The 20285-nt window shown below is 41.6% G+C and carries 16 protein-coding genes; 12 read left to right on the top strand and 4 right to left on the bottom strand.

The genetic code is table 11. The annotated features are described in order from the left end of the window. Positions 1-2: 2 nt before the first annotated feature. The 4 genes from ACWU4D_RS05890 to ACWU4D_RS05875 all read left to right on the top strand — a co-directional run bounded on the left by ACWU4D_RS05890 (position 3) and on the right by ACWU4D_RS05875 (position 3603). A complete protein-coding gene (locus tag ACWU4D_RS05890; protein ID WP_456050470.1) occupies positions 3-470 on the top strand; it encodes an ApeP family dehydratase in 468 nt (155 codons plus the stop codon). After that, positions 463-1212 (top strand): 3-oxoacyl-ACP reductase FabG, encoded by a 750-nt coding sequence (gene fabG / locus ACWU4D_RS05885; RefSeq protein WP_456050469.1) that lies wholly within the window; start codon positions 463-465, stop codon positions 1210-1212. Before ACWU4D_RS05890 ends, fabG begins: the two co-directional genes overlap by 8 nt. Next, a complete protein-coding gene (locus ACWU4D_RS05880; protein WP_456050468.1) occupies positions 1212-2438 on the top strand; it encodes a beta-ketoacyl-ACP synthase in 1227 nt (408 codons plus the stop codon). The genes fabG and ACWU4D_RS05880 overlap by 1 nt, the downstream gene beginning before the upstream one ends. Before the next feature lie 322 nt (positions 2439-2760). After that, a complete protein-coding gene (locus ACWU4D_RS05875) occupies positions 2761-3603 on the top strand; it encodes a lipase family protein (RefSeq protein WP_456050467.1) in 843 nt (280 codons plus the stop codon). Between the two features lie 42 nt (positions 3604-3645). On the opposite strand, the gene codA is transcribed toward ACWU4D_RS05875, so the two are convergent. Genes codA through codB form a run of 3 tightly spaced genes read right to left on the bottom strand, consistent with a single transcriptional unit; the run spans position 3646 to position 7349 of the window. Beyond that, positions 3646-4896: a cytosine deaminase gene (codA, locus tag ACWU4D_RS05870; RefSeq protein ID WP_456050466.1), complete on the bottom strand. Its 1251-nt coding sequence runs from the start codon at positions 4894-4896 to the stop codon at positions 3646-3648. Between the two features lie 8 nt (positions 4897-4904). Further along, positions 4905-6089, bottom strand: a complete 1185-nt coding sequence (locus ACWU4D_RS05865; protein WP_456050465.1) for a helix-turn-helix domain-containing protein — start codon at positions 6087-6089, stop codon at positions 4905-4907. Between the two features lie 3 nt (positions 6090-6092). After that, a complete protein-coding gene (gene codB, locus ACWU4D_RS05860; RefSeq protein ID WP_456050464.1) occupies positions 6093-7349 on the bottom strand; it encodes a cytosine permease in 1257 nt (418 codons plus the stop codon). Positions 7350-7950: 601 nt separating this feature from the next. On the opposite strand from codB, the gene ACWU4D_RS05855 reads away from it, so the two are divergent. From ACWU4D_RS05855 to ACWU4D_RS05825, 7 genes are read left to right on the top strand one after another with little or no spacing between them, the layout of a single operon-like run. Then, a complete protein-coding gene (locus ACWU4D_RS05855; protein ID WP_456050463.1) occupies positions 7951-8940 on the top strand; it encodes an ABC transporter permease in 990 nt (329 codons plus the stop codon). 8 nt (positions 8941-8948) lie between these two features. Next, positions 8949-10115, top strand: coding sequence for an ABC transporter permease (locus ACWU4D_RS05850; RefSeq protein WP_456050462.1), 1167 nt, complete (start codon positions 8949-8951; stop codon positions 10113-10115). A 3-nt stretch (positions 10116-10118) separates the two neighbouring features. Then, the gene (locus ACWU4D_RS05845; RefSeq protein ID WP_456050461.1) at positions 10119-11099 is read left to right on the top strand and encodes an ABC transporter ATP-binding protein; all 981 of its coding nucleotides are present in this window, start codon (positions 10119-10121) and stop codon (positions 11097-11099) included. A gap of 3 nt (positions 11100-11102) precedes the next feature. After that, entirely contained in the window at positions 11103-12131 is a 1029-nt protein-coding gene (locus tag ACWU4D_RS05840; RefSeq protein WP_456050460.1) for an ABC transporter ATP-binding protein, read from the top strand. Between the two features lie 12 nt (positions 12132-12143). Beyond that, entirely contained in the window at positions 12144-14006 is a 1863-nt protein-coding gene (locus ACWU4D_RS05835; protein ID WP_456050459.1) for an ABC transporter substrate-binding protein, read from the top strand. Between the two features lie 60 nt (positions 14007-14066). After that, positions 14067-14621: an acyltransferase gene (locus ACWU4D_RS05830; RefSeq protein ID WP_456050458.1), complete on the top strand. Its 555-nt coding sequence runs from the start codon at positions 14067-14069 to the stop codon at positions 14619-14621. Next, positions 14614-16872 carry a heparinase II/III domain-containing protein gene (locus tag ACWU4D_RS05825; RefSeq protein ID WP_456050457.1) on the top strand — a complete coding sequence of 753 codons (2259 nt, stop codon included), beginning with the start codon at positions 14614-14616 and terminating at the stop codon, positions 16870-16872. The genes ACWU4D_RS05830 and ACWU4D_RS05825 overlap by 8 nt, the downstream gene beginning before the upstream one ends. Positions 16873-16929: 57 nt before the next feature. Here the strand turns inward: ACWU4D_RS05825 and ACWU4D_RS05820 are convergent, their stop codons facing one another. Then, complete coding sequence (locus ACWU4D_RS05820) at positions 16930-18036, bottom strand: CdaR family transcriptional regulator (RefSeq protein WP_456050456.1); 1107 nt, start codon at positions 18034-18036, stop codon at positions 16930-16932. 636 nt (positions 18037-18672) lie between these two features. Between ACWU4D_RS05820 and ACWU4D_RS05815 the strand changes: the two genes are divergently transcribed. After that, the gene (locus tag ACWU4D_RS05815; RefSeq protein WP_456050455.1) at positions 18673-20250 is read left to right on the top strand and encodes a hypothetical protein; all 1578 of its coding nucleotides are present in this window, start codon (positions 18673-18675) and stop codon (positions 20248-20250) included. Positions 20251-20285 lie beyond the last annotated feature (35 nt).

Here is a 20285-nt window from a genome sequence, read left to right as displayed (position 1 = left end):
TCATGAATTCAAAATTATACCCTGCGATCGAACAACTTCTTCCTCATAGTGCCCCGATGGTTCTATTGGATAGGGTCGTTGAACATACAAATACATCGATAACATGTGAGGTCATCATTAATGAAAGCAGTTTTCTTTTTGATGATGAACTCAACGGCGTCCCTGGCCAAGTTGGAATAGAATACATGGCTCAGTCGGTGGCGGCATTAGGCGGAATCGAAGCGTCTGCAGACGGTGAAAAACCACCAATAGGCTTTTTGTTAGGGGCGAGGCGTTATCAGCATAATTCTGGGTGTTTTACTAAAGGTAAACGATATCGGATTTGTGCGACTGAATTAATACGAGATGAAAACATGGCGGTGTACCAATGTGTTATTTGTGATGAAGCCGAAGAAACGATTGCATCTGGTCAGGTCAATACCGTTATCGCTTCAGATAGCATGTTAAGCGCAATGAATAATAATGAGTAATAGGCTGTTAGAGAATATGAAAAATGTGTTGGTTACTGGTGCAAGTAAAGGTATCGGTCGAGCTATTGCGATGAGATTAGCAGAAGATGATTTCATTGTTACCATTCACTATGGTCGCGATCAGCAAGGCGCTCAAGAGACCGCGGAGCTAATTCAAGCCAAAGGTGGTCAATGTCGTATTGTACAATTTGACATCGCTGATCAAGCAGAGTGTAAAGCGATTATCGAAGACCAAATTGAACAATATGGCGGCTATTATGGTGTGGTCAATAACGCGGGTATGTCTAACGACAATGCATTTCCATCTATGACAAGTGATGAGTGGCGTGGTGTTGTCCATACAAATTTAGACAGCTTTTATAACGTCATACACCCACTGATTATGCCTATGATTGGACTAAAGCAGGGTAGAATCATTACGTTGTCATCATTAAGCGGTCAAATCGGAAATCGTGGGCAAGTCAATTATTCTGCCGCCAAGGCTGGAATTATTGGGGCAACCAAAGCACTAGCATTAGAATTGAGTAACAAACGTAGGCAAATTACGGTTAACTGTATTTCACCAGGTTTAATCGACACAGGAATGGTAGAGCAGCATGTTGTCGATAGAGTCATGCCTCAGATCCCGGTTCAGCGAATGGGTAAACCAGAAGAGGTTGCAGAGTTAGCCGCATTTTTGATGTCTGAGAATGCGAGTTATATTAACCGTCAGGTAATTGGTATCAATGGAGGTTTGTATTAATGACGAATAGAGTTGTCGTCACCGGAATGGCGGGTGTTACAGCACTAGGCGAAGACCTTTCAACGGTATGGAATGGTTTACGTCAATATAAAAATGCTGTCGTCACGATGGATGAATGGGATAAGTACGATGGGCTGCAAACTCGCCTTGCTGCCCCAATACAAAATTTCGAACTGCCAAAGCATTATACACGTAAACGTATTCGCTCCATGGGGCGAGTTTCTTTGTTATCAACAAGAGCTACCGAATATGCCCTTGAGCAGGCGGGGTTGATTGGTGAAGATGTTTTAACTGACGGATCAACAGGGATAGCATTTGGCTCATCGACTGGTAGCACCGGCCCGGTATCTGCGTTTGCGACAATGCTCTTAGATCACAGCACTCGTAACATAAATGCAAACACTTATGTGGCAATGATGTCGCATACTACTGTTGTTAACACTGGACTCTTTTTTGGGCTACGTGGACGGGTTATTCCAACCTCATCGGCATGTACATCGGGTTCTCAAGCCATTGGCTATTCCTACGAAGCAATCAAGTTTGGAATTCAAAAAGCAATGGTTGCTGGTGGAGCAGAGGAGCTATGTCCAACCGAAGCCGCGGTGTTTGATACGTTATTTGCCACTAGCCAATACAATGATCAGCCTCACCTAAGTCCTAGACCTTACGACCAAGACCGCGATGGCTTAGTTATTGGTGAAGGTGCTGGCTCCCTTATTTTAGAAGATTATGAACATGCCATGGCGCGTGGAGTTAAGCCCATTGCGGAACTCGTTGGTTTTGCGACAAACTGTGATGCGGCCCATGTTACCCAACCAAGAGCGGAGACCATGCAACGTTGTATGGAAATGGCGCTTAAGGACGCAAACCTAAAACCTGAACAAATTGGTTATGTGAATGGTCATGGAACGGCAACGGAATTAGGGGATATTGCAGAAACTAACGCGACATTTAATGTCTTCGGTAGCCGTATGCCAATTTCAAGTTTGAAAAGCTATTTTGGTCATACATTAGGTGCATGTGGTGCTGTCGAAGCATGGTTGACCATCAACATGATGAATCAAGATTGGTTTGCGCCAACGTTAAACCTTAATTCGGTGGATAGTCGTTGTGGCGACTTAGACTACATTAAGTCTGAGGGCCGAAGTATGTCTTGTGAATATGTTATGACCAATAACTTTGCGTTTGGTGGTATCAATACATCACTGATTTTTAAACGACTATAACCGTGAAATTCGGCGTAAAGGGGAAAGTGAAATCTATACGAACAAACTAGATGAAGGCATTCATATTATTTCGTTCCCCAATTGTGAACCGTGTGCGCTTGGGGATCTTTTTCCTTCTGAAATAGCGGGTAGTGAAATTGAAATCCTCGACCAGCAAGGTAACTGGGTTAACAAAGATACCATCGAGCTAGAAGATGATAAACTCGTGGTTCCGGTCGCTTATAATATCATTCCTCCATTTCCTACTTTTAAAATTATTCTAAAAAATTCGATCCAATTAGCGTGGAAAGTTAAGTTAGAGCGTAACGGATTGCCCACTAAGATGGCGGTCTCTTTTGATAATAAGTTTAATTTTTTAGGCGCACTTCCTCTCGCCAAGCTTGCGTGTTTAATGTATTCACAAGAAGAAATGGTGAAAACAACGCTCGCACGTCATTACGATTTTGATACGTATTACTACCATTCAACAGCCAGTCATAAAGGGATGTTGAGTCGGGGTTTTTTGCATCAACTCTATGTTTATTTTAAAGGTAAGAAAAGTGTCGTCGACCTTCAGTTTTTGTATTTAAGTAAGATCGATAAACAAACCAATAAGCGTTTAATCGTTGTGGTGTTCCAAGGTTCAAATAAACCACAAGACTGGATGACAAATGCGACTTTTCAAGGGGTCGATTTCTTAAGTCGAGGACGGGTGCATCAAGGGTTTTACGGTGCTTTTAAACTGTTTTTTCGTTCTTTAAAAAGTAAAAAAGCGCGTTCAAACAACTTAATGTTAAGCCAACTTTTAAAAGATGTAAAAACCTTAAATGAAACGACAAAGATTGTTTTTGTTGGTCACAGTTTGGGTGGGGCGTTAGCGACACTTGCAAGCTGTTATTTACATGAGTTAGGCGTGAATCCTGATATTATGAAGGTATATTCGTTTGGTGCACCACCAATTGGAACTAAAGAGTTTTCCGACTATTTTTCCGATAAGATCGCGATCAATCGTGTGGTAAATGACTTAGATGTTGTTCCAAAGTTTGACTCTATCATCAATCTCTATCACGTCGGTGAACCTATTGTTATGCCGTCTAACGAGAACGAAATCCATTCATGCGATGGGTACGTTGATAACATCATTGATGCTATTCAAGCACAGCAAGATGAAGGCTTAAGTCGTTAAGTGTTAAAGAACCTTAGTTTACTTAAGCCCCTTTAATGAACGTTAAGATGCCTCAAAACTTGGGCATTGAGTCACTATAGCCGGTTCTCGTTTTAGGATTACGTCACCGTTTCTCACTGACCATAATACTTCAGACTGCTCTCGTATCACTTCGACGTCGTTAGCGCCTTGTAAGATGATAAAGTTAGCGGGCTTTCCAACTTCAATACCGTAGCTTTGGTCGATGTTCATCACCTTTGCGCCATTGTCGGTAATAAAGTCGAGGCCTGTTTTAAAATCATCGTAGCCCATCATATGACAAGCGTGTAGAGCAAAGTCAACTTGTCGCAACAGTTTTCCATTCCCCAAACTATACCAAGGGTCTTGAATTGAATCTTGCGCAAGTGCAACGTTAATACCTGCATTGCGTAACTCTTTGACTCTTGTGATCCCACGGCGCTTAGGAAAGGTATCGAACCTTCCTTGAAGGTGAATATTCTCGGTCGGGCAAGACACAAAGTTAATGCCCGACATCTTCAATAAACGGAATAATTTGGAGCAATAAGCATTGTTGTAGGAATGCATGGCAACCGTATGACTCGCGGTGACTTTTGATGTCATGCCTGTTTCTAATGCGGCTGTGGCTAATACCTCAAGGAAACGAGAGTTACCGTCGTCAATTTCGTCGCAATGGACATCAACGAGCTTGTTGTGTTTCTTGGCTAAATCAACCACCCAGCGCATCGAGTCGACACCATACTCTCTGGTGAATTCAAAATGAGGAATGCCTCCAACGACATCAGCACCAATTTCCAGAGCTTGTTCCATTAACTCTTTACCATTGGGAAAGGACAAAATGCCTTCTTGAGGAAATGCGACGATTTGAAGATCGATAAACGGCGCAAGTTTATCTTTGAGAGGAACAATCGCTTTTAATGCGGTGAGACTTGGATCAGTGACATCGACATGAGTTCTAACGTGCTGAACACCATTTGATATGAGTAGTTCTGCTGCTTTAAGAACACGTGACTGTACATCCGCTTCGTCCAACATCTGTTTGCGCTCTGCCCAACACTCAATCCCCTCAAATAGAGTTCCACTTTTGTTCCAACGCGGTTCCCCAGCGGTGAGTACCGCATCGAGATGAATATGAGGTTCGACAAATGGCGAACACATTAATTGTTGCTTAGCATCGATATCACATTCGTCATTGATGGTTGCAGATTGTGGTATGATGTTAGTGAAGCGTCCTTGTTCGCATTCTATTGTATGGAGTCCATCGGAATGACGTAAGCGAGCGTTAATTATTTTCATTATTATCCTTAGGAATCTATTGGAGTTGGAAACATCGCCCGTTCTATTAACAGCGCATTTTGAATGCCGAGGCGATGAGTTGCATCTGTCATAGAAAGCCCTGTTATAGCTTCAAAACGATGCAGACGAGATGTTACCGTGTTTCTATGAACATTGAGTACTGAAGCCGTCTGACGTAGAGCTCCGAGTTGTTCGAAGTAACATCGCAATGTTGTTTTTAGAGTAACACTGTCGATATCTTGATTTCTATAAAGAGAACCTAGATAACGAGCGCAAAAGTCATGTTTGAGTTGAACATCATCCACCGCGGCAAAAAGTTGCTGTAAACCAAAAGAGCGATGGTGGTAGACGCCATTTTGATTTGAATTGTTTGCTACATCTGCACACTGTCGAGCCTGATAAGTCACTCGATTGATATCGACGAGTGTACCTCCATCATTTAATCCTATAGAGACAATGAGTTGATGTTGCGATAAATCGTGCTTTAGAGCATGCCAAACTTCTAAGCCTTTTTCACTATAACTGGGCTGGTCAAAGGATTGAGTTGGCACAATCAAAACCCAACCGTTATGGATCTCTGTGATAGGGAATGGGCTTTTGTGACGGAGTAAAAATTCTTGCATAACGAAAACACTGCTTTCGTTGACAGTGTCATTTGGTAACTCCGTGCGCAAAACAGCCACCGTTAACTCAACATCACAATCTAAGCCGAGCGTGCGTGCTTGAGTTAATGCAATCGGAGGGACGTGTGTAGAGCTGTGTATCAGTTGTTGGATAAACCACTGTTTAGAACGCTGAGAGAATGTATCTTGAATTATCGCGTTAGACAGTCGCTCCGTTACGGTTACCATGGGCAAAGAGTAGGGTTGTTCAATTAGAGCAATTCCCGCTTGCTCGCAGATGTAACACCACGTTTTATTGAGTATTGGTATGTGAATTGAACCAGTAAGTACAACAATGGCCGGTGCGTGGCAGCGTAACGCAGTGTCTACTAATTGGCTAAATTGATGGTCTGTCCATTGTCGATTAATCCCAGTGACAAAAATGACTTCACCTCCCTTTAACCAAGGGCTTAAATTATGGTCTTCAGCGATATAGGGCCAGCGGATGGCCCTATTAACATTCTCGGATTTTGTCTGAATGACCATTGAATTTAATCCCTCAATTTGAGGGATATCTCGTACAGTTAGCATGAATTAGCTAGCGCTGACGGGTTGAGTAGAACGTGCAAAAATTTGAGTGAGTACAATATAGCTTATACTTGCCACAATCATTCCAATAATAGGAGGCATCCACGCAGAAAAATATGCCGCGCCGGAACCGAGTGCGTATGCAAGCAAACCTGCATAATCAAAACGAGGTAATGTAGTTTGCGACAGTGTTGGTGGGCTTGCTTTATGAACTACCCAAAAATTGGTCATAATAATCGCGCCAATTGGGGGAATAAAAGTGCCCAGTAAAATTAAGAACGGAATCAGATAATTATACATACCAAATATCGCCAATATTGTGCCAATGGCGGCGCCCACAATCGTAATTAAAACGCGTCGTTCTGTCCTAAATAAGTTGCATCCAGCAGCAGCGAAGTTATAAATTGTATTGTCTTGCGTGGTCCAGATATTGGCAAAGAGCATTAAGACGGCAGTAATCAAAAAGCCTTGTGCGACAAGCACGTCTACAATATCTGATTGTTGGTATATCATTGCTCCAAATGCTCCAATGAACACCATTAATCCATTGCCGATAAAGAATGCGCCGAGCGTTGATATAACCGCGATCTTGCCAGTTTTGGAGAACCGACTCCAGTTGGTTGCTTGCGTGCCACCGCTAATAAAGGTTCCTATAACAACGGTAATCGCAGCGCTAAACGCCATATTATCACTTGGCGTAATTCCAAAAAGCTCTACCATTCCGCCAATATCGATCACACCTTGGTAAATGCTTAATGCGATAAATATAAGCATTACTGGAACAGAAACTTTAGATAACAATTCCAGTGCGCGATAGCCAATCGAAGCGGAAACGCAAAAGCCAAAACCGAAGATAATCATCAATGGCATTTGCCAACTTTCGCTCAGCCCTAGAAGTGTGGTAAGTACAATGGCGATGGTGGCGACACCCCATGCATACCAACCGATTTGGGTGAAGCCGAGAACAAAGTCCGATAGTTTGCTCCCGATCTCCCCAAAACAATATCGACTCAGTAATACAGTATTGAGTCCTGTCTTGTAAGCAATATAGCTGAGTGCAGCAGCGTACGCGCCAAGTATGAGGTTACCAATAATAATTATGGTTAAGAGCTCACTCATTGAAAATGCGCTGCCGAGGCGACCACCAGCCCACATTGTGGAGGTGAAAAAAGTAAACCCGAGTAGCACAGCCATCATTGAGAACATGCCTTTTCTACTGCTATCTGGCACCTCGCTGAGAGGGTAATCATTGTTTCCTTGCATGATGTCATTCCTTTGTAGTGGTAGTAGTCAGGAACTAACAATCTTTATGCCATGTTTCCATGGGATGAAAATGGGATATTGGTACACTTCAGGTTGGGATGGTTGTGCTTTTTGCTATGGCGAGTGGAATTAGAAGGCCAATCATGCACTTAAATAGCCCAAGTCGAACCAATATAATGCAAGAATTTAAGGGTAATGGCGACAACCACTTTTTAGCTTGCACCTTAAATTAAGGCTGAGCGACGAATTAGTGATCATGTTAACAAATCACTAACTATTCGTGATATGAAGAACATCGATTTGTAGAAGTGTACAAAAATCTAGCACAAATGAGGGTGAATTTTTTGACAAATTACTAATGTCATACAAATTCTCTTGGTGCAATATCTATTGTAGACATTAAAAGAACTCATAATTGAATATATCTATGTTCATTTCTGAATTCATTAATCTAACTATTTTTATTTATTTCTAATCTTATTGATTGGGAAGGGGTTTAATCAACTTTAATAAATATCATTCTTACTGAAATATATTTTTATTTAGTAAGTTAATTTAAATTAATAAGAAGTAATAACGTTGAGTTAATTAAAGAGGATTTATGTTTTCCTATATTCTTAGACGATTTTTAATATCCATTCCTACTCTCATAATTATATCGATAGTATCGTTTGTTATTATTCAAATCCCACCAGGAGATTTTGTTGATGCTTACATATCTGAGCGATTGGTTATCGATGGGTCCATTAACGATGTTGATGCGCTAAGGGCGAGTATTCAGGCAGAACTCGGGATTAGTGATAGCATGTTTGTTAATTATTTTAAGTGGATAAGTGGGTTTCCACATGGTGATTTTGGCTATTCATTTCAACATCAGAAGCCTGTACAAGATCTTATTTGGGGTAAGTTGGGGTTAACATTTTTAATCACATTTATCACGCTGATCTTCACACTACTCACGGCATTTGTAACGGGTATCTTGACCTCATTAAAACCTTACACAATGTTTGATTATGTGGTGAGTTTCTTTGGCTTTTTAGGTTTGGCAATTCCTAATTTCTTACTCGCATTATTGCTTATGTATTTGTCTCTTAGTTGGTTTGGTTCACCTTTCTCCGGGCTATTTTCTCCTGAATATCTCAACGCACCATGGAGTATGGATAAGTTTTTTGATGCGATGAAACATATCTGGATTCCAGTAATAGTGGTCGGAACGGCCGGAACCGCAAGTAAAATTCGAATCATGCGCGCCACAATGATGGATGAGCTACATAAGCCATACGTTGATACCGCTCGTTCAAAAGGACTTCCAGCCTACAAAGTCGTTCTAAAATATCCTGTCCGTCATGCGGTTAACCCACTTGCGTCAACCATTGGGTGGATGCTACCAGAACTAGTCTCAGGCAGTGCCATCGTTGCAATTGTTCTTAGTTTACCGACAACAGGTCCATATCTACTAGAAGCGTTACGCAGCCAAGATATGTATCTAGCGGGGACATTCTTAATGATGTTAGCGGTACTCACGATTATCGGTACGCTGATCTCTGACATTCTCATTGCATTATTAGATCCACGTATTCGTCTCGCTTAGGAGTTACCATGACGTCCCAATCTCATTTAGATCCTAGCTCAGATATCGAACTAGATAATAGCTTAGCCGCACAAGTCGATGACCACGCAAGTGACATAGCTTATGCCTCTAAAACCAAGCTAATGTGGTTGCGTTTTAAGCAACACAAGATGGCGTTATTTAGTGCAATTATGATTATCGTGTTTTATAGCGTTGCCATATTTGCAGATGTTATTGCCGTCGCGGATATCAATAAATACGCAGCAAAATATAAATATGCACCACCCAGTGAAATTCATTTTATAAATAGTGAAGGTAGCTTTACTCGACCATTTATTCACAACTTAGAACGTGAATTAAATATGGAAACGTTAGAGTTTGAATATACTCAAGGTAGTGAGGAATACCCCATTCGTATATTTCACCGAGGTTATGAATATTCAGTGTTTGGGCTATTTAAAACCGACATTCATTTACTCGGGGTTGATGATGGTGCGGCACTATTTCTGATGGGCTCGGATAAGCTTGGCCGAGATATATTCAGTAAGATTGTGCACGGAGCGCGAATTTCACTCTCAATTGGTTTGATTGGCGTACTGCTGAGTCTTGTTTTTGGCGTTGTTCTTGGTGGTATATCGGGATTTTATGGCGGAAAAATCGACACCTTCATTCAGCGTTTGATTGAAGTATTGATGTCGTTTCCCTCAATTCCTCTTTGGATGGCATTGGCTGCGTCGCTCCCCCCACAATGGTCGCCCATATTCGTGTATTTCATGATTACCTTAATTTTATCGGTAATTGGTTGGACAGGTATTGCACGGGTAGTCCGTGGAATCGTGATGCGCTTAAAGGAAGAGAAATATACCGAAGCCGCGTTATTATCCGGCGCTGGAAATTTCTACATCATCCGCAAGCACTTGTTACCGGGCGCGACAAGCTTTGTTATCGCTCAAGCTACGTTAAGTATTCCAGCGATGATAATTGCGGAAACATCACTTAGCTTTTTAGGGATAGGCCTACGTCCACCAGTTGTTAGTTGGGGCGTTTTACTGCAAGAAGCGCAAAGTATTGAAGTTATCGCTAACTACCCTTGGATACTTTACCCATCGATCTTCGTCATCGTCACTGTACTGTTTTTTAACTTCCTGGGTGATGGCCTGCGTGATGCTGCTGACCCATATATGAATAGAGCCTAAATTATGCGAAACAAATTACTCGAATATAAGAACGTAGCAGCTCAATTTCATACTATTGAGGGCGTTACTAATACTCTGAACGATATTGACCTAACCATTTACGAAGGCATGAGTCTAGGCATTGTGGGTGAGTCAGGCTGTGGTAAAAGCGTGACCTCTCGTATGGCAATTCGTTTATTACCTGAACCGTCATTTAGAGTGACCAAAGGAGAGGTAACTTATCACCGAAATGGCACGCCTGTTAATGTGCTTAAGACTAAGAAAAATGGCAAAGAGATCAACAGCATTCGAGGCAAGGAAATCTCAATGATTTTCCAAGAGCCGATGAGTAGCTTAAGCCCAATACATACCATTGGTAGTCAAATGCGTGAGTTAATCATGCAACATACTGATATGACGAAAGATCAGGCAAAAGCACATGCCATTCATATGCTTGAAAGGGCGCGAGTGCCCAGAGCAAATGAAGTCTACGACGACTATACTTTCCAACTCTCTGGCGGTATGCGTCAGCGTGTCATGATCGCGATGGCGATCAGTTGCCATCCTCGATTACTGTTTGCTGATGAACCGACAACTGCGCTAGACGTTACCGTTCAAGCGCAAATTTTAAGCCTGATAAAAGATGTACAGCGTGAACAGAATATGGCGCTTGTCTTGATCACTCATGATCTTGCGGTCGTCGCAAACATGGTGGAAGAAATTGCCGTGTTTTATCTTGGTTACATTGTTGAGTATGGGACCACAGACCAGATCCTAAAAGCGCCTAAGCATCCTTATACCAAGGCTCTCATTGAATCAATTCCGACACTTCATACCGAAGATGCATTGAAGCCAATACGAGGCAGTGTGCCCGATCCATACAGTAAAATTACGGGCTGCCCATTCTGGATGCGCTGTGATAAAGCGACCGAGCAATGCCGTAAAGAAGTTCCTCCTTTTGTTTCACAAGAAAATGGCCATAAGGTCAGATGTTTCGAGGCGTAAATCATGAATTCTGAAGCAACTCCATTAGTTAAAGTGGACGGATTAAAAATGCATTTCAGTATGAAAGGTGGTGCATTTAGTCGACGCAAAGGTGTAATTAAAGCGGTTGATGATATTAATTTCGAAATTTATCCGAATGAAACATTTGGATTAGTGGGAGAGTCTGGTTGTGGAAAAACAACCGTTGGACGAGCAATCTTAAAAGCTATGGAGCCCACTGGCGGTAAAGTTATTTATCATAGTAAAACCGGAGAGCAGGTTGACCTTGTACCAATGACTCAAAAAGAACTTCGCCCTATTCGTCAAGAAGTTCAGATGATTTTCCAAGACCCATACTCTTCGTTGTCTCCTCGTATGACGGTGCAAGAGATATTGGAAGAGCCTTTACGTCTTGCAGGTGTAAAAGACAAAGACTACCTCTATGAACAAGCGAAAGATATGATTCAGCAGGTTGGGTTGCGAGCCTCTCATCTCATGCGTTACCCACATGCTTTCTCAGGTGGACAGCGCCAGCGAATTGGCATAGCCAGAGCACTGATCACTCGCCCTCGCTTTATCGTTGCTGATGAGGCGGTAAGTGCTTTAGATGTTTCGGTTCAAGCTCAAATCCTAGAGATTTTAGGAGAGCTTAAGAACAAATTTAATCTTTCATACTTGTTCATTTCTCATGATTTAAGCGTTGTTAAATATTTGTGCGATCGCGTTGGTGTCATGTACTTAGGCAAAATAGTCGAAGTGGCTTCAACAGACGTGTTATTCAAAAAGCCTTTGCACCCATACACCGAAGCATTAATGCATGCTATTCCCGATATCGAAGAGCGACAGATTCGCAGCGATATTTTAGGAGGAGAAATTCCCGATGCAGCGAATCCTCCATCGGGATGTGCTTTCCATAACCGATGCAAATATGCGACTGAAATATGTAAAACAACGTCGCCAGAATTACGACAATTTGCTGACACCCATAACGGCAAAGAAATCTTCCGTCAAAGTGCTTGTCACTTAGTCGAAGAGATATACCTAAAACAATAACAGGAGATAAACGTGAAACATAAACTCGCAGCACTTTCCTTGATGCTAGGAGCATTAAATGCCTGGGCATATCAGGAAGCGCCTATGTTGACCGATATGGTTAACTCAGGTGCGATCCCTGCAGTCGAAGAACGCATGCCTGAAAACCCTTTAGTTGTTAAACCAATAAATAATGTTGGGAAATACGGTGGCGAATGGCGTCGTGTTGAACCCAATTATCAGTTCCATGAGTGGAGTGCAGAGCCGCTGGTTGATCTTGACGACAACCAACAACGCGTACCAAACCTTGCAGAGTCATATTCCATTTCTGACGATTCTCGCGTTTATACTTTTACACTCCGCAAAGGCATGAAATGGTCAGATGGTTCGCCATTTACAACAGAAGACGTTGATTTTTGGTACAACGATCTGGAAATGAACTCTGACCTTGAGCCGAGTGTTAAGTCATTGTTTTTATCAGGTGGTGAACCTGCAACGCTAAAAATCATTGATGAGCAAACGTTTGAGCTTCATTATAAAGAGCCGAATCCTAACTTCATTGAAAAGCACCTTCGCTCAACAATGGAGTTTCGTTTACCGCAGTCACCTAAACATTACCTCAAAGAATACTTACCTAAGTATACTTCTGAAGCGGATCTACAAAAGAAGATCTCAGATGCAGGTATGACAGACTGGCGTCAGCTGTTCCAGAATCGTTGGAATACACGCTCGAATACCAACCCTGATCTTCCGGTTCTTTACACATGGGTCTATAACACTGACCCTCAAGAGCTAAAACAGAGTGCTGTACGTAACCCTTATTACTGGAAAGTGGATACTGAAGGTAATCAATTACCGTACATTGATTCGATGACCTGGCCGCAAGCAGCAGAACCTCAAGTGCGTATATTGAAAGCTCTTGCTGGTGAAGTGGATATCGACCGTATCTCTAAACTAACCAGTGACTTTACTGCACTGAAAAAAGGCGAGAAAGCAGGAAATTATAAAACTCGCCTTATGGATCTGAGCGACCACGCTAACATGTTGGTGCTAATTCCAAACCAGGATTACACCGGCGACGACATGGAAGTGAAACGTTTGATGCAAGATAAATCCTTCCGTCAGGCAATCTCGCTAGGTATTGATCGTGATACACAAAACCAGATCTTAGGGGTTGGGCTATCTGCTCCTGCTCAATCAGTAATTCTTCCGGAATCACCGGGTGGCAGTGAAGCAACGTCAACTAAATACACCAAGCTCGATGTTAAAAAAGCGAATATGATGCTTGATAGTTTAGGCTTAGACAAGTTAGACAAAGAAGGATACCGTTTAGGTTCAGATGGGAAACCACTCAGCTTCTTGGTTCACTTCCAAGCGGGGCGTAAAATTAGTGAAGAAGGTGCCATTCTGTTTAAAGCAGACATGGATAACTTAAAACTTCGCTTTATCATGCGTTCGGATGAAAAGAGTTACTTTAACCAAATACGTCGTGGTAGCGAATATCAGATGGTCTTACACAATAATACATCTGGTTTGAACCCACTATTTGGTGCAAATAACTACTTCCCAGTGATGTCTAATACCAACTTTGCACCGCTTCAAGCAGCATACTATCAGTCGAATGGTGCTAACGGTAAAGCGCCTACACCGGAAATGCAGGTTCTTGTTGATTTGTACGAGAAACTGACTCAGGAGACAGATAAAGCGAAATTTGCCGAAATGGTTAACGAAGTTATGGAGATTCACTCTGAGAACCTTTATGCCATTGGTATTTTACGTTACACCGGGTCACCCGCGGTTGTTCATAACCGAATGAAAAATGTGCCAGAGAAATTCTTCTCTGTGTATAAGAGCCCATTCTTCCATTATAAAGAGCAATACTATATAGAAGAGTAAAGCGTTCGGGACTTGCTTTACGGAGCAAGTCCCTATTTTAAACCTTAATGGATCTAGCCGATGTCAGTACAGAAAAAACATGGTGGTGAGTTAAGCGATGAAGAGTTTAGAAAGTTCACGCTTTATTGCCATAAGAGTAATAACTATCTAGACGATAATAAACGAGCTGAAATATTAGGGCATTTAGCAGAAGATGTCCGTATAGCACCTGGCGCAATTGTCCGCATTAAAGAAAATCAGATCGGTAAGAAAACGTATATTGGGTTATATAGCTATATTAATGGCAATGTGCAGATTGGGGAAAATGTGTTAGTTGGTCCTCATGTTAGTATTGTTGCAGGTAACCATCTCTACGACCCACAGGACGATTATTTTAGTGCTAGAACCGATGAAGGCAAAGTAACGATAGAAGACGGTGTTTGGTTAACCTCTGGTGTGGTTGTGACACCAGGTTGTCATATTGGTAAATGCTCCCTCATATGCGCCAATTCAGTGGTGACAAGTGATATTCCACCCTACGGTATTGCAGCAGGGACTCCCGCGAAAATCATTGGCAACATTGATCCTTTAACAGGTGAATATCAGTGGTTTCATAAGGAAAATAGTAATGCTTGATCTAGCAAGAACCCATGATTTTCAGATAAATTTATCTCCTAGTCCCGTATCGCCAGCGGCAGTTAACCCGCCTAGTTTTAACTGGCCAGATAGCGGAGAAAATACGCTATACAACCTAGAGTTAGAGAACTCTACAACCGGTGAAAAATGGAATTGGCAACAAGTCCAATCGCCTTTGCAGCTTGATTTTCTGCTACCGTTTGGAATTTATAAGTGGCGCTTAACGATAGACGCTAACAATGTCTCGGATTGGATTGAATTTGAAATTAACGACTCGCTTTCGAATTACATAGCGCCCACCGCGAGTGAGCTATTTGAGCAATGTAGTGGTCGTGAGCAGTGGTTGATGTACTTTAATGAAGATGTTTCTCCTATCAAAGAACAGTGTTTCGATATTTACCCTAAGTTGAAGCAAACTGCGCTTCAAGCTGTGCCAATGTCTGAAATTTATTATCCATCACATTATCAACGTGGGCTCGAAGAAGGAAAACGAGAAGCCATCGCCAATGTGAGAAAATGGATCGATCGGGACTTAGTGGTAAATGCATTATTGTACCGAATTTGGGGAGAGCAAAAGCACGGTAATGAAGCGTTAAGTCGATTATTGCAGCTTGCAGAATGGAGCCCAGAAGGCCCCGCGTCATTACTGCGTCCTTGTACGTGGGGAGATGAAGTAGGGTTGTCGTTATCTCGTAATCTATTCCTTGTTTATCATTGGTTAGCCCCGTTACTCAATGAATCAGAAAAAGCTTTTATTCGCCCGATGTTAGTCAGAATTGGTAAACAACTTCGTCAGCGACTTGAACAAGATAATTTTGCACAATATCCTGGCCATTCACATACCTCAAGACTCTCTGGATATTTAGGTGTTGCGGCATTAGCCCTGCATCGTGAACACGACAAAGAAGAGTGCGAGGAGTGGTTAAATTACTCAATCATGATTTATCGAGGTATCTTACCATTTTATGGAGGAATCGATGGCAGTTGGGTTGAAGGGCCATTCTATGCATCGTCGTATACGAAGTGGCATCATCCATTTTTCTTAAGCGTTGAACGGTTATCTGGGTTCTCTTTTTATGAACATCCGTTTTATAGAAACTTCCATAAATTCGCGCGAGATTTTATCACGCCTGAGCAAGCCATTTACCCATTTGGTGATGGATTCTGGTGTAAGCGTGATGGTAAAGAGTGGCCAGGGTTCTTTGCACAAAACCCGTTAAGAATCTATTCGGCGCGCTTTGGTGATTCGGTCGACTACCAGCACTCACTGCAATTAGAGCGACTTATCAATGATTATCAACTTCACTTGCTCGACGTTGTCCCTACAGCAACGCAATTGGAGTTTGAATTGAATGTAAAAAACAAGAAACCGACTGCGAAAAAAATAGAAGAACAACACACACTAAACCACTATTACTCATATGCAGGCCTGGGCAAACTAATGCGACGTAATATGTCTCTTTATTATCGAGCGAGCGCTTTCGGCAACAGTTCTCACCGCCATGGAGACCAAGGTAATATTGCATTTTTTGATCGTGATGTTGGAGTTTTAATCCCAACAGGTAGTTATGGATATCGCTTTGGTAGTCGCCATCATAGTGAGTGGACCCGACAAACCATCGCTCACAACTTACCCTTGGTTGGTAATTCCGGTCAAAAATTGGATGATCAAAAAGCGATTGGCGAAGTAGTAACGAGACGGAATGAACCGAGCTTCGAGATCGTCACATTGGACTTAAGTCATTCTTATGCCGAGCCAGTTAACCACTTTTATCGTACGTTGGTATTGGTTGAGGAATATGGGTTGGTGATCATCGATTCGATCTGTCTAGAGAGCGAACAAGTTTTAAACTGGCGTTTACATAGCCAACTTAACGCGACCTTGAGTTCTAGCAGCAGTACTATCTTGCTCACACATAATCGCCGTGATCTAGATTTATATAAGTGTAAGTTACTTAACCATTCCGATGCAGAATCGACCTTAGCTCATGGCTATTCAGAGGATATGGTCTTTCCTGCTCGGGAAATCGAAACTGATGCGAGCGAACGAGTCGTGCACCTAGATTGGCAGTTGCCTGCTCACAAAGCACACACTGTCGTTGCTTGTTGTATTCGTGAAGGCGTGGAGTTTCCTGAAGTTCGCATGACTACAAATCCGTCATCACAACGCGCTTCTATAGAACTCGAAATACAAGGGGAGAAAATAGTTATTCCACTTATTGAGGAAATTTTGAGTAATAGAGACGTGTAGTTGAAAAAACCTTCTCAATAAGCAAAATGCTTATTGAGAAGGTTTAGCGTTTAATAATTACAGAATTAGACTAAAATAAAGGCGACATTTATCTTTATAATCAGATAGATTTAAATGACAAATTTCTTCAGCTCGCTTAATACGATATCGTAATGTATTTGGGTGAATAAATAACTTCGAGGATGTTTTTTTAATATCACAATCGTGTTCATACCAACAAATTAATACGTCAATCAAACTTGGATCTGTCAATTCTAATAGTTCAACATAGTGATGAATTTTACTAAATTGCCACTCATTAAATACACCATCAAATAAAGCGGGTAATTCAAAATCGGAATATTGATAAAAATGGTTATCAGGTTTTAAACGTTTACCCGATTTCAAAACAGCTAGCGCACTTTCAAATGCTTTTGGCAGATCGATAATATTGTGGTAAATGCTACCTAAAGCACAGATGATATTACTTGGGAATGACTCTTCAAAGTAATTCTTTAACCCCTGCCAATCAGCCATTATATCATTAGAAAATCGGTCGCTATTTGACATTGTCATCAAGATAATACTCATATTATTCGTGTACTCTGCCATGATATGTTTCGACGACCAAGACTTCAAAATGTCGATATTATCTTGAATATCATCACCTATTTGGCTTTCAACGATAACCAAGGCAAAGGGCTCATCTAAGGTAAGTTTAAGCATTGAAGCTCGGTTTAATATGTGATTGGGAGGGGTTTCTGAATCGATACACTCGAGTAAAAACTCTTCTCCTTGGCGTTCATTCCAGCGAGTGGCGTCCATCATTGACATATACTCAACAACAAGTTCGGCCGCCATCTTAACCATTTCACCTAGAGGACGAACATCTTCCAAAGGTCCAGCAATTCCAATAACACCAATGGGTTCTTTATTAAATAATATCGGTAAATTGATTCCTGGTGTGACGTTGGGAAATTCAGCAAGCATATGCGATGAAATTTCAATCGGTTTTTGTTCACTAATCGCCAATATTGCTCCGCCATGTTTTTGATATAAACGAGCAGGGTTTGTTGACGCAATAATATAACCATCTTTATCCATAACACTTATTGGATAGTTGGTGATTTTATTTGCGCCTTCAACAATACGTTGTGCCAAACTTTCCTTGAGTTGAATATTCATCGATTTCTATGAAAATTTAAATTTTATCAATATTAAATTATTATAATATTTTTACTGAGAGCCATATCGCAACATAACAACAATCATTTAAACTTTTGATATTAATTATTAAGACAGGTATAAGTTTATGAAAAATATTATTTTTATTAAATTAACATGAAAAGGAATAAATCGGGAACTAGGCCGTTAGGCAATAGTGTTATTTTTGCATCTAAAATAAACCCAATAGAAAGCAATAGTAATTTAGTTGAGTATGAAGGGTATGTTACTAGGTTAATATTGATGAGTAACAAGCTGCGTATACAATCAGCATGGTGCTAGTTATCAACGCTAATTTTGTCAATAAAATAAAGTGAATTAAATCGCTCAAGTTATTTAAAGCAATAGCCGATAGGAAATTAAATTCATCGGGATATTGTTATGAGTCTAGTGATTAAAAAAACTGCCATTCTGTGTTTAGTGATATCGTTTCAAAGTATCGCGAATGATGCTGATCTTAGTGAAGTCCCATTGGCTACCATAAAGCCTCAGAGCCCCGAGTTTACGCTCGCGATTAACGTAGACCACACGGTTAGATCACCATTAGACTCATGTGTCGAGTGTTCCAATTCGCCTAAATATGAGAGAAGTCCAAGGGTGAAAACGAGCAGAGGGAAACATGATTCTTCTTTCTATTTCATTGGAACCTCATATTCTCCTGATAGTCTCGCCCATTCAGAAGGTACATATAGTTCGTATCACTCTTTATCTTCAAGCACTGTCGGATTGAGTAGCAATACCCTCAGCGCGATGAATGTCATCCAATCGATGATCGACGACCCAAGTAACTGGAAGACAGAACTTGAGAACGTTAAAGACGATCTCTCTTTTAGCGACAAGATAGAAGTAGCATCTTATTTCGGTGATGTATTTGGCCAAGATTATAACTACGAACGTGCAGATAATGTCGGTGACTCTGGAGAAGGTGTCGTAACGATAGAAGAGATGCTGGCAAGTATTTCAACCGATGATCCTGGCGGCGTGTGTCGTGATGTTGTGTTAGCTCAGGCGCAAATCTTAACCGCACTTGGCGTTGATAAGGACTCAATTTATATGGTGGGCTACTCCAAAGTGACGGGGAGCCACGCAGTTTTGGTTGTTGAAGATGAAGAATCAGGCAGCATAGCGAAATTAAACTACGGATACATAACACAAGAAGGCGATGTGAAAGGTGGAGCGGCGCTAACACAAGACAATTATTCGCCAGACTTTGGAATGTATTTTAGGGTTTACGATCATGAAGGTACTCCGGTAGCTCGTGTTCCTTCCGAGATTGGACAAGTGTTCAATGAGGTCACAAATGGTGATTACAGCAAAAGAGATATTTCAAAATCGTACGCCTTGCAACAAGCCATCGTTGATACCGCGTATGGACAAGGTTCACTATTCACAGCAGAAACTACCGCTGGCGACAGTGTCGTTGGTGTCGCGTTAAACCATACAATGAGATCAAAATATTCGTCAATGGAAATCGGTCTTTCAGGCATCACCCGAGAAGGCGAACGAACATTGGTCTCGATAGAGCAGAAAGCCCTGTATTTTAGGCTCAAATCAATTCAAAAAACGCCACGCTTAAACATAACTGACAACATCACGGTGAATGGTATTGGCAGTGGCGAGATTGAATTGATGTACATGAACAATACGGTGATAAGCAGTGATAACAGTCGAACAGAAGGTACCAATGACGAAGTCACATCCACGCTTTCTCTGGGCTTACAAAGTGCATGGTATAGCCCAAACAAACATACTTCTCTGAGATCAGAAGTTATAGCGTCGGGATATATAGACTACGAAAACGAGGTGAATGTATCCGAGGGGTATACCTTAGCCTTTGATAATATGAGGTGGAGCACAAATCTCGGCTTTCGGATTGGCGAAGATCTACAGCTAACAACTGATGGTACCGTTGTTTTATATAATGTCGGCACGTCTGGTATTTTGTCAGCAGAGTTAAAGGATAGATCGAGTCTCTGGGCAATCAATACGGCTTATCAGGCGCCGATAGGTGATCTTCCGATCTTCATGCCAGGCTCGAGTGCGACGGTTCAAGTTGGGCTGGAGAAAACCTGGGCAAATTCTAATGGTAAAGGACCGACCATGAGTATTAAATATACCGAAGACTTAGACTACTCTACAGGGCAAGCTTATATTGGTGCCGGGTGGAAGTTTTAGCAGTAACTGCTGTGTATCGCAAGACACGGAATTAA

This window comes from Vibrio phycocola (assembly GCF_053850235.1).
This window is presented reverse-complemented; position numbering and strand designations above follow the sequence as displayed.

Coding starts and splice junctions, on each gene's coding strand:
- ACWU4D_RS05890 (WP_456050470.1), top strand. CDS start 3: ATGAATTCAAAATTATACCCTGCGATCGAACAACTTCTTCCTCATAGT.
- fabG (WP_456050469.1), top strand. CDS start 463: ATGAGTAATAGGCTGTTAGAGAATATGAAAAATGTGTTGGTTACTGGT.
- ACWU4D_RS05880 (WP_456050468.1), top strand. CDS start 1,212: ATGACGAATAGAGTTGTCGTCACCGGAATGGCGGGTGTTACAGCACTA.
- ACWU4D_RS05875 (WP_456050467.1), top strand. CDS start 2,761: ATGGCGGTCTCTTTTGATAATAAGTTTAATTTTTTAGGCGCACTTCCT.
- codA (WP_456050466.1), bottom strand. CDS start 4,896: ATGAAAATAATTAACGCTCGCTTACGTCATTCCGATGGACTCCATACA.
- ACWU4D_RS05865 (WP_456050465.1), bottom strand. CDS start 6,089: ATGCTAACTGTACGAGATATCCCTCAAATTGAGGGATTAAATTCAATG.
- codB (WP_456050464.1), bottom strand. CDS start 7,349: ATGCAAGGAAACAATGATTACCCTCTCAGCGAGGTGCCAGATAGCAGT.
- ACWU4D_RS05855 (WP_456050463.1), top strand. CDS start 7,951: ATGTTTTCCTATATTCTTAGACGATTTTTAATATCCATTCCTACTCTC.
- ACWU4D_RS05850 (WP_456050462.1), top strand. CDS start 8,949: ATGACGTCCCAATCTCATTTAGATCCTAGCTCAGATATCGAACTAGAT.
- ACWU4D_RS05845 (WP_456050461.1), top strand. CDS start 10,119: ATGCGAAACAAATTACTCGAATATAAGAACGTAGCAGCTCAATTTCAT.
- ACWU4D_RS05840 (WP_456050460.1), top strand. CDS start 11,103: ATGAATTCTGAAGCAACTCCATTAGTTAAAGTGGACGGATTAAAAATG.
- ACWU4D_RS05830 (WP_456050458.1), top strand. CDS start 14,067: ATGTCAGTACAGAAAAAACATGGTGGTGAGTTAAGCGATGAAGAGTTT.
- ACWU4D_RS05825 (WP_456050457.1), top strand. CDS start 14,614: ATGCTTGATCTAGCAAGAACCCATGATTTTCAGATAAATTTATCTCCT.
- ACWU4D_RS05820 (WP_456050456.1), bottom strand. CDS start 18,036: ATGAATATTCAACTCAAGGAAAGTTTGGCACAACGTATTGTTGAAGGC.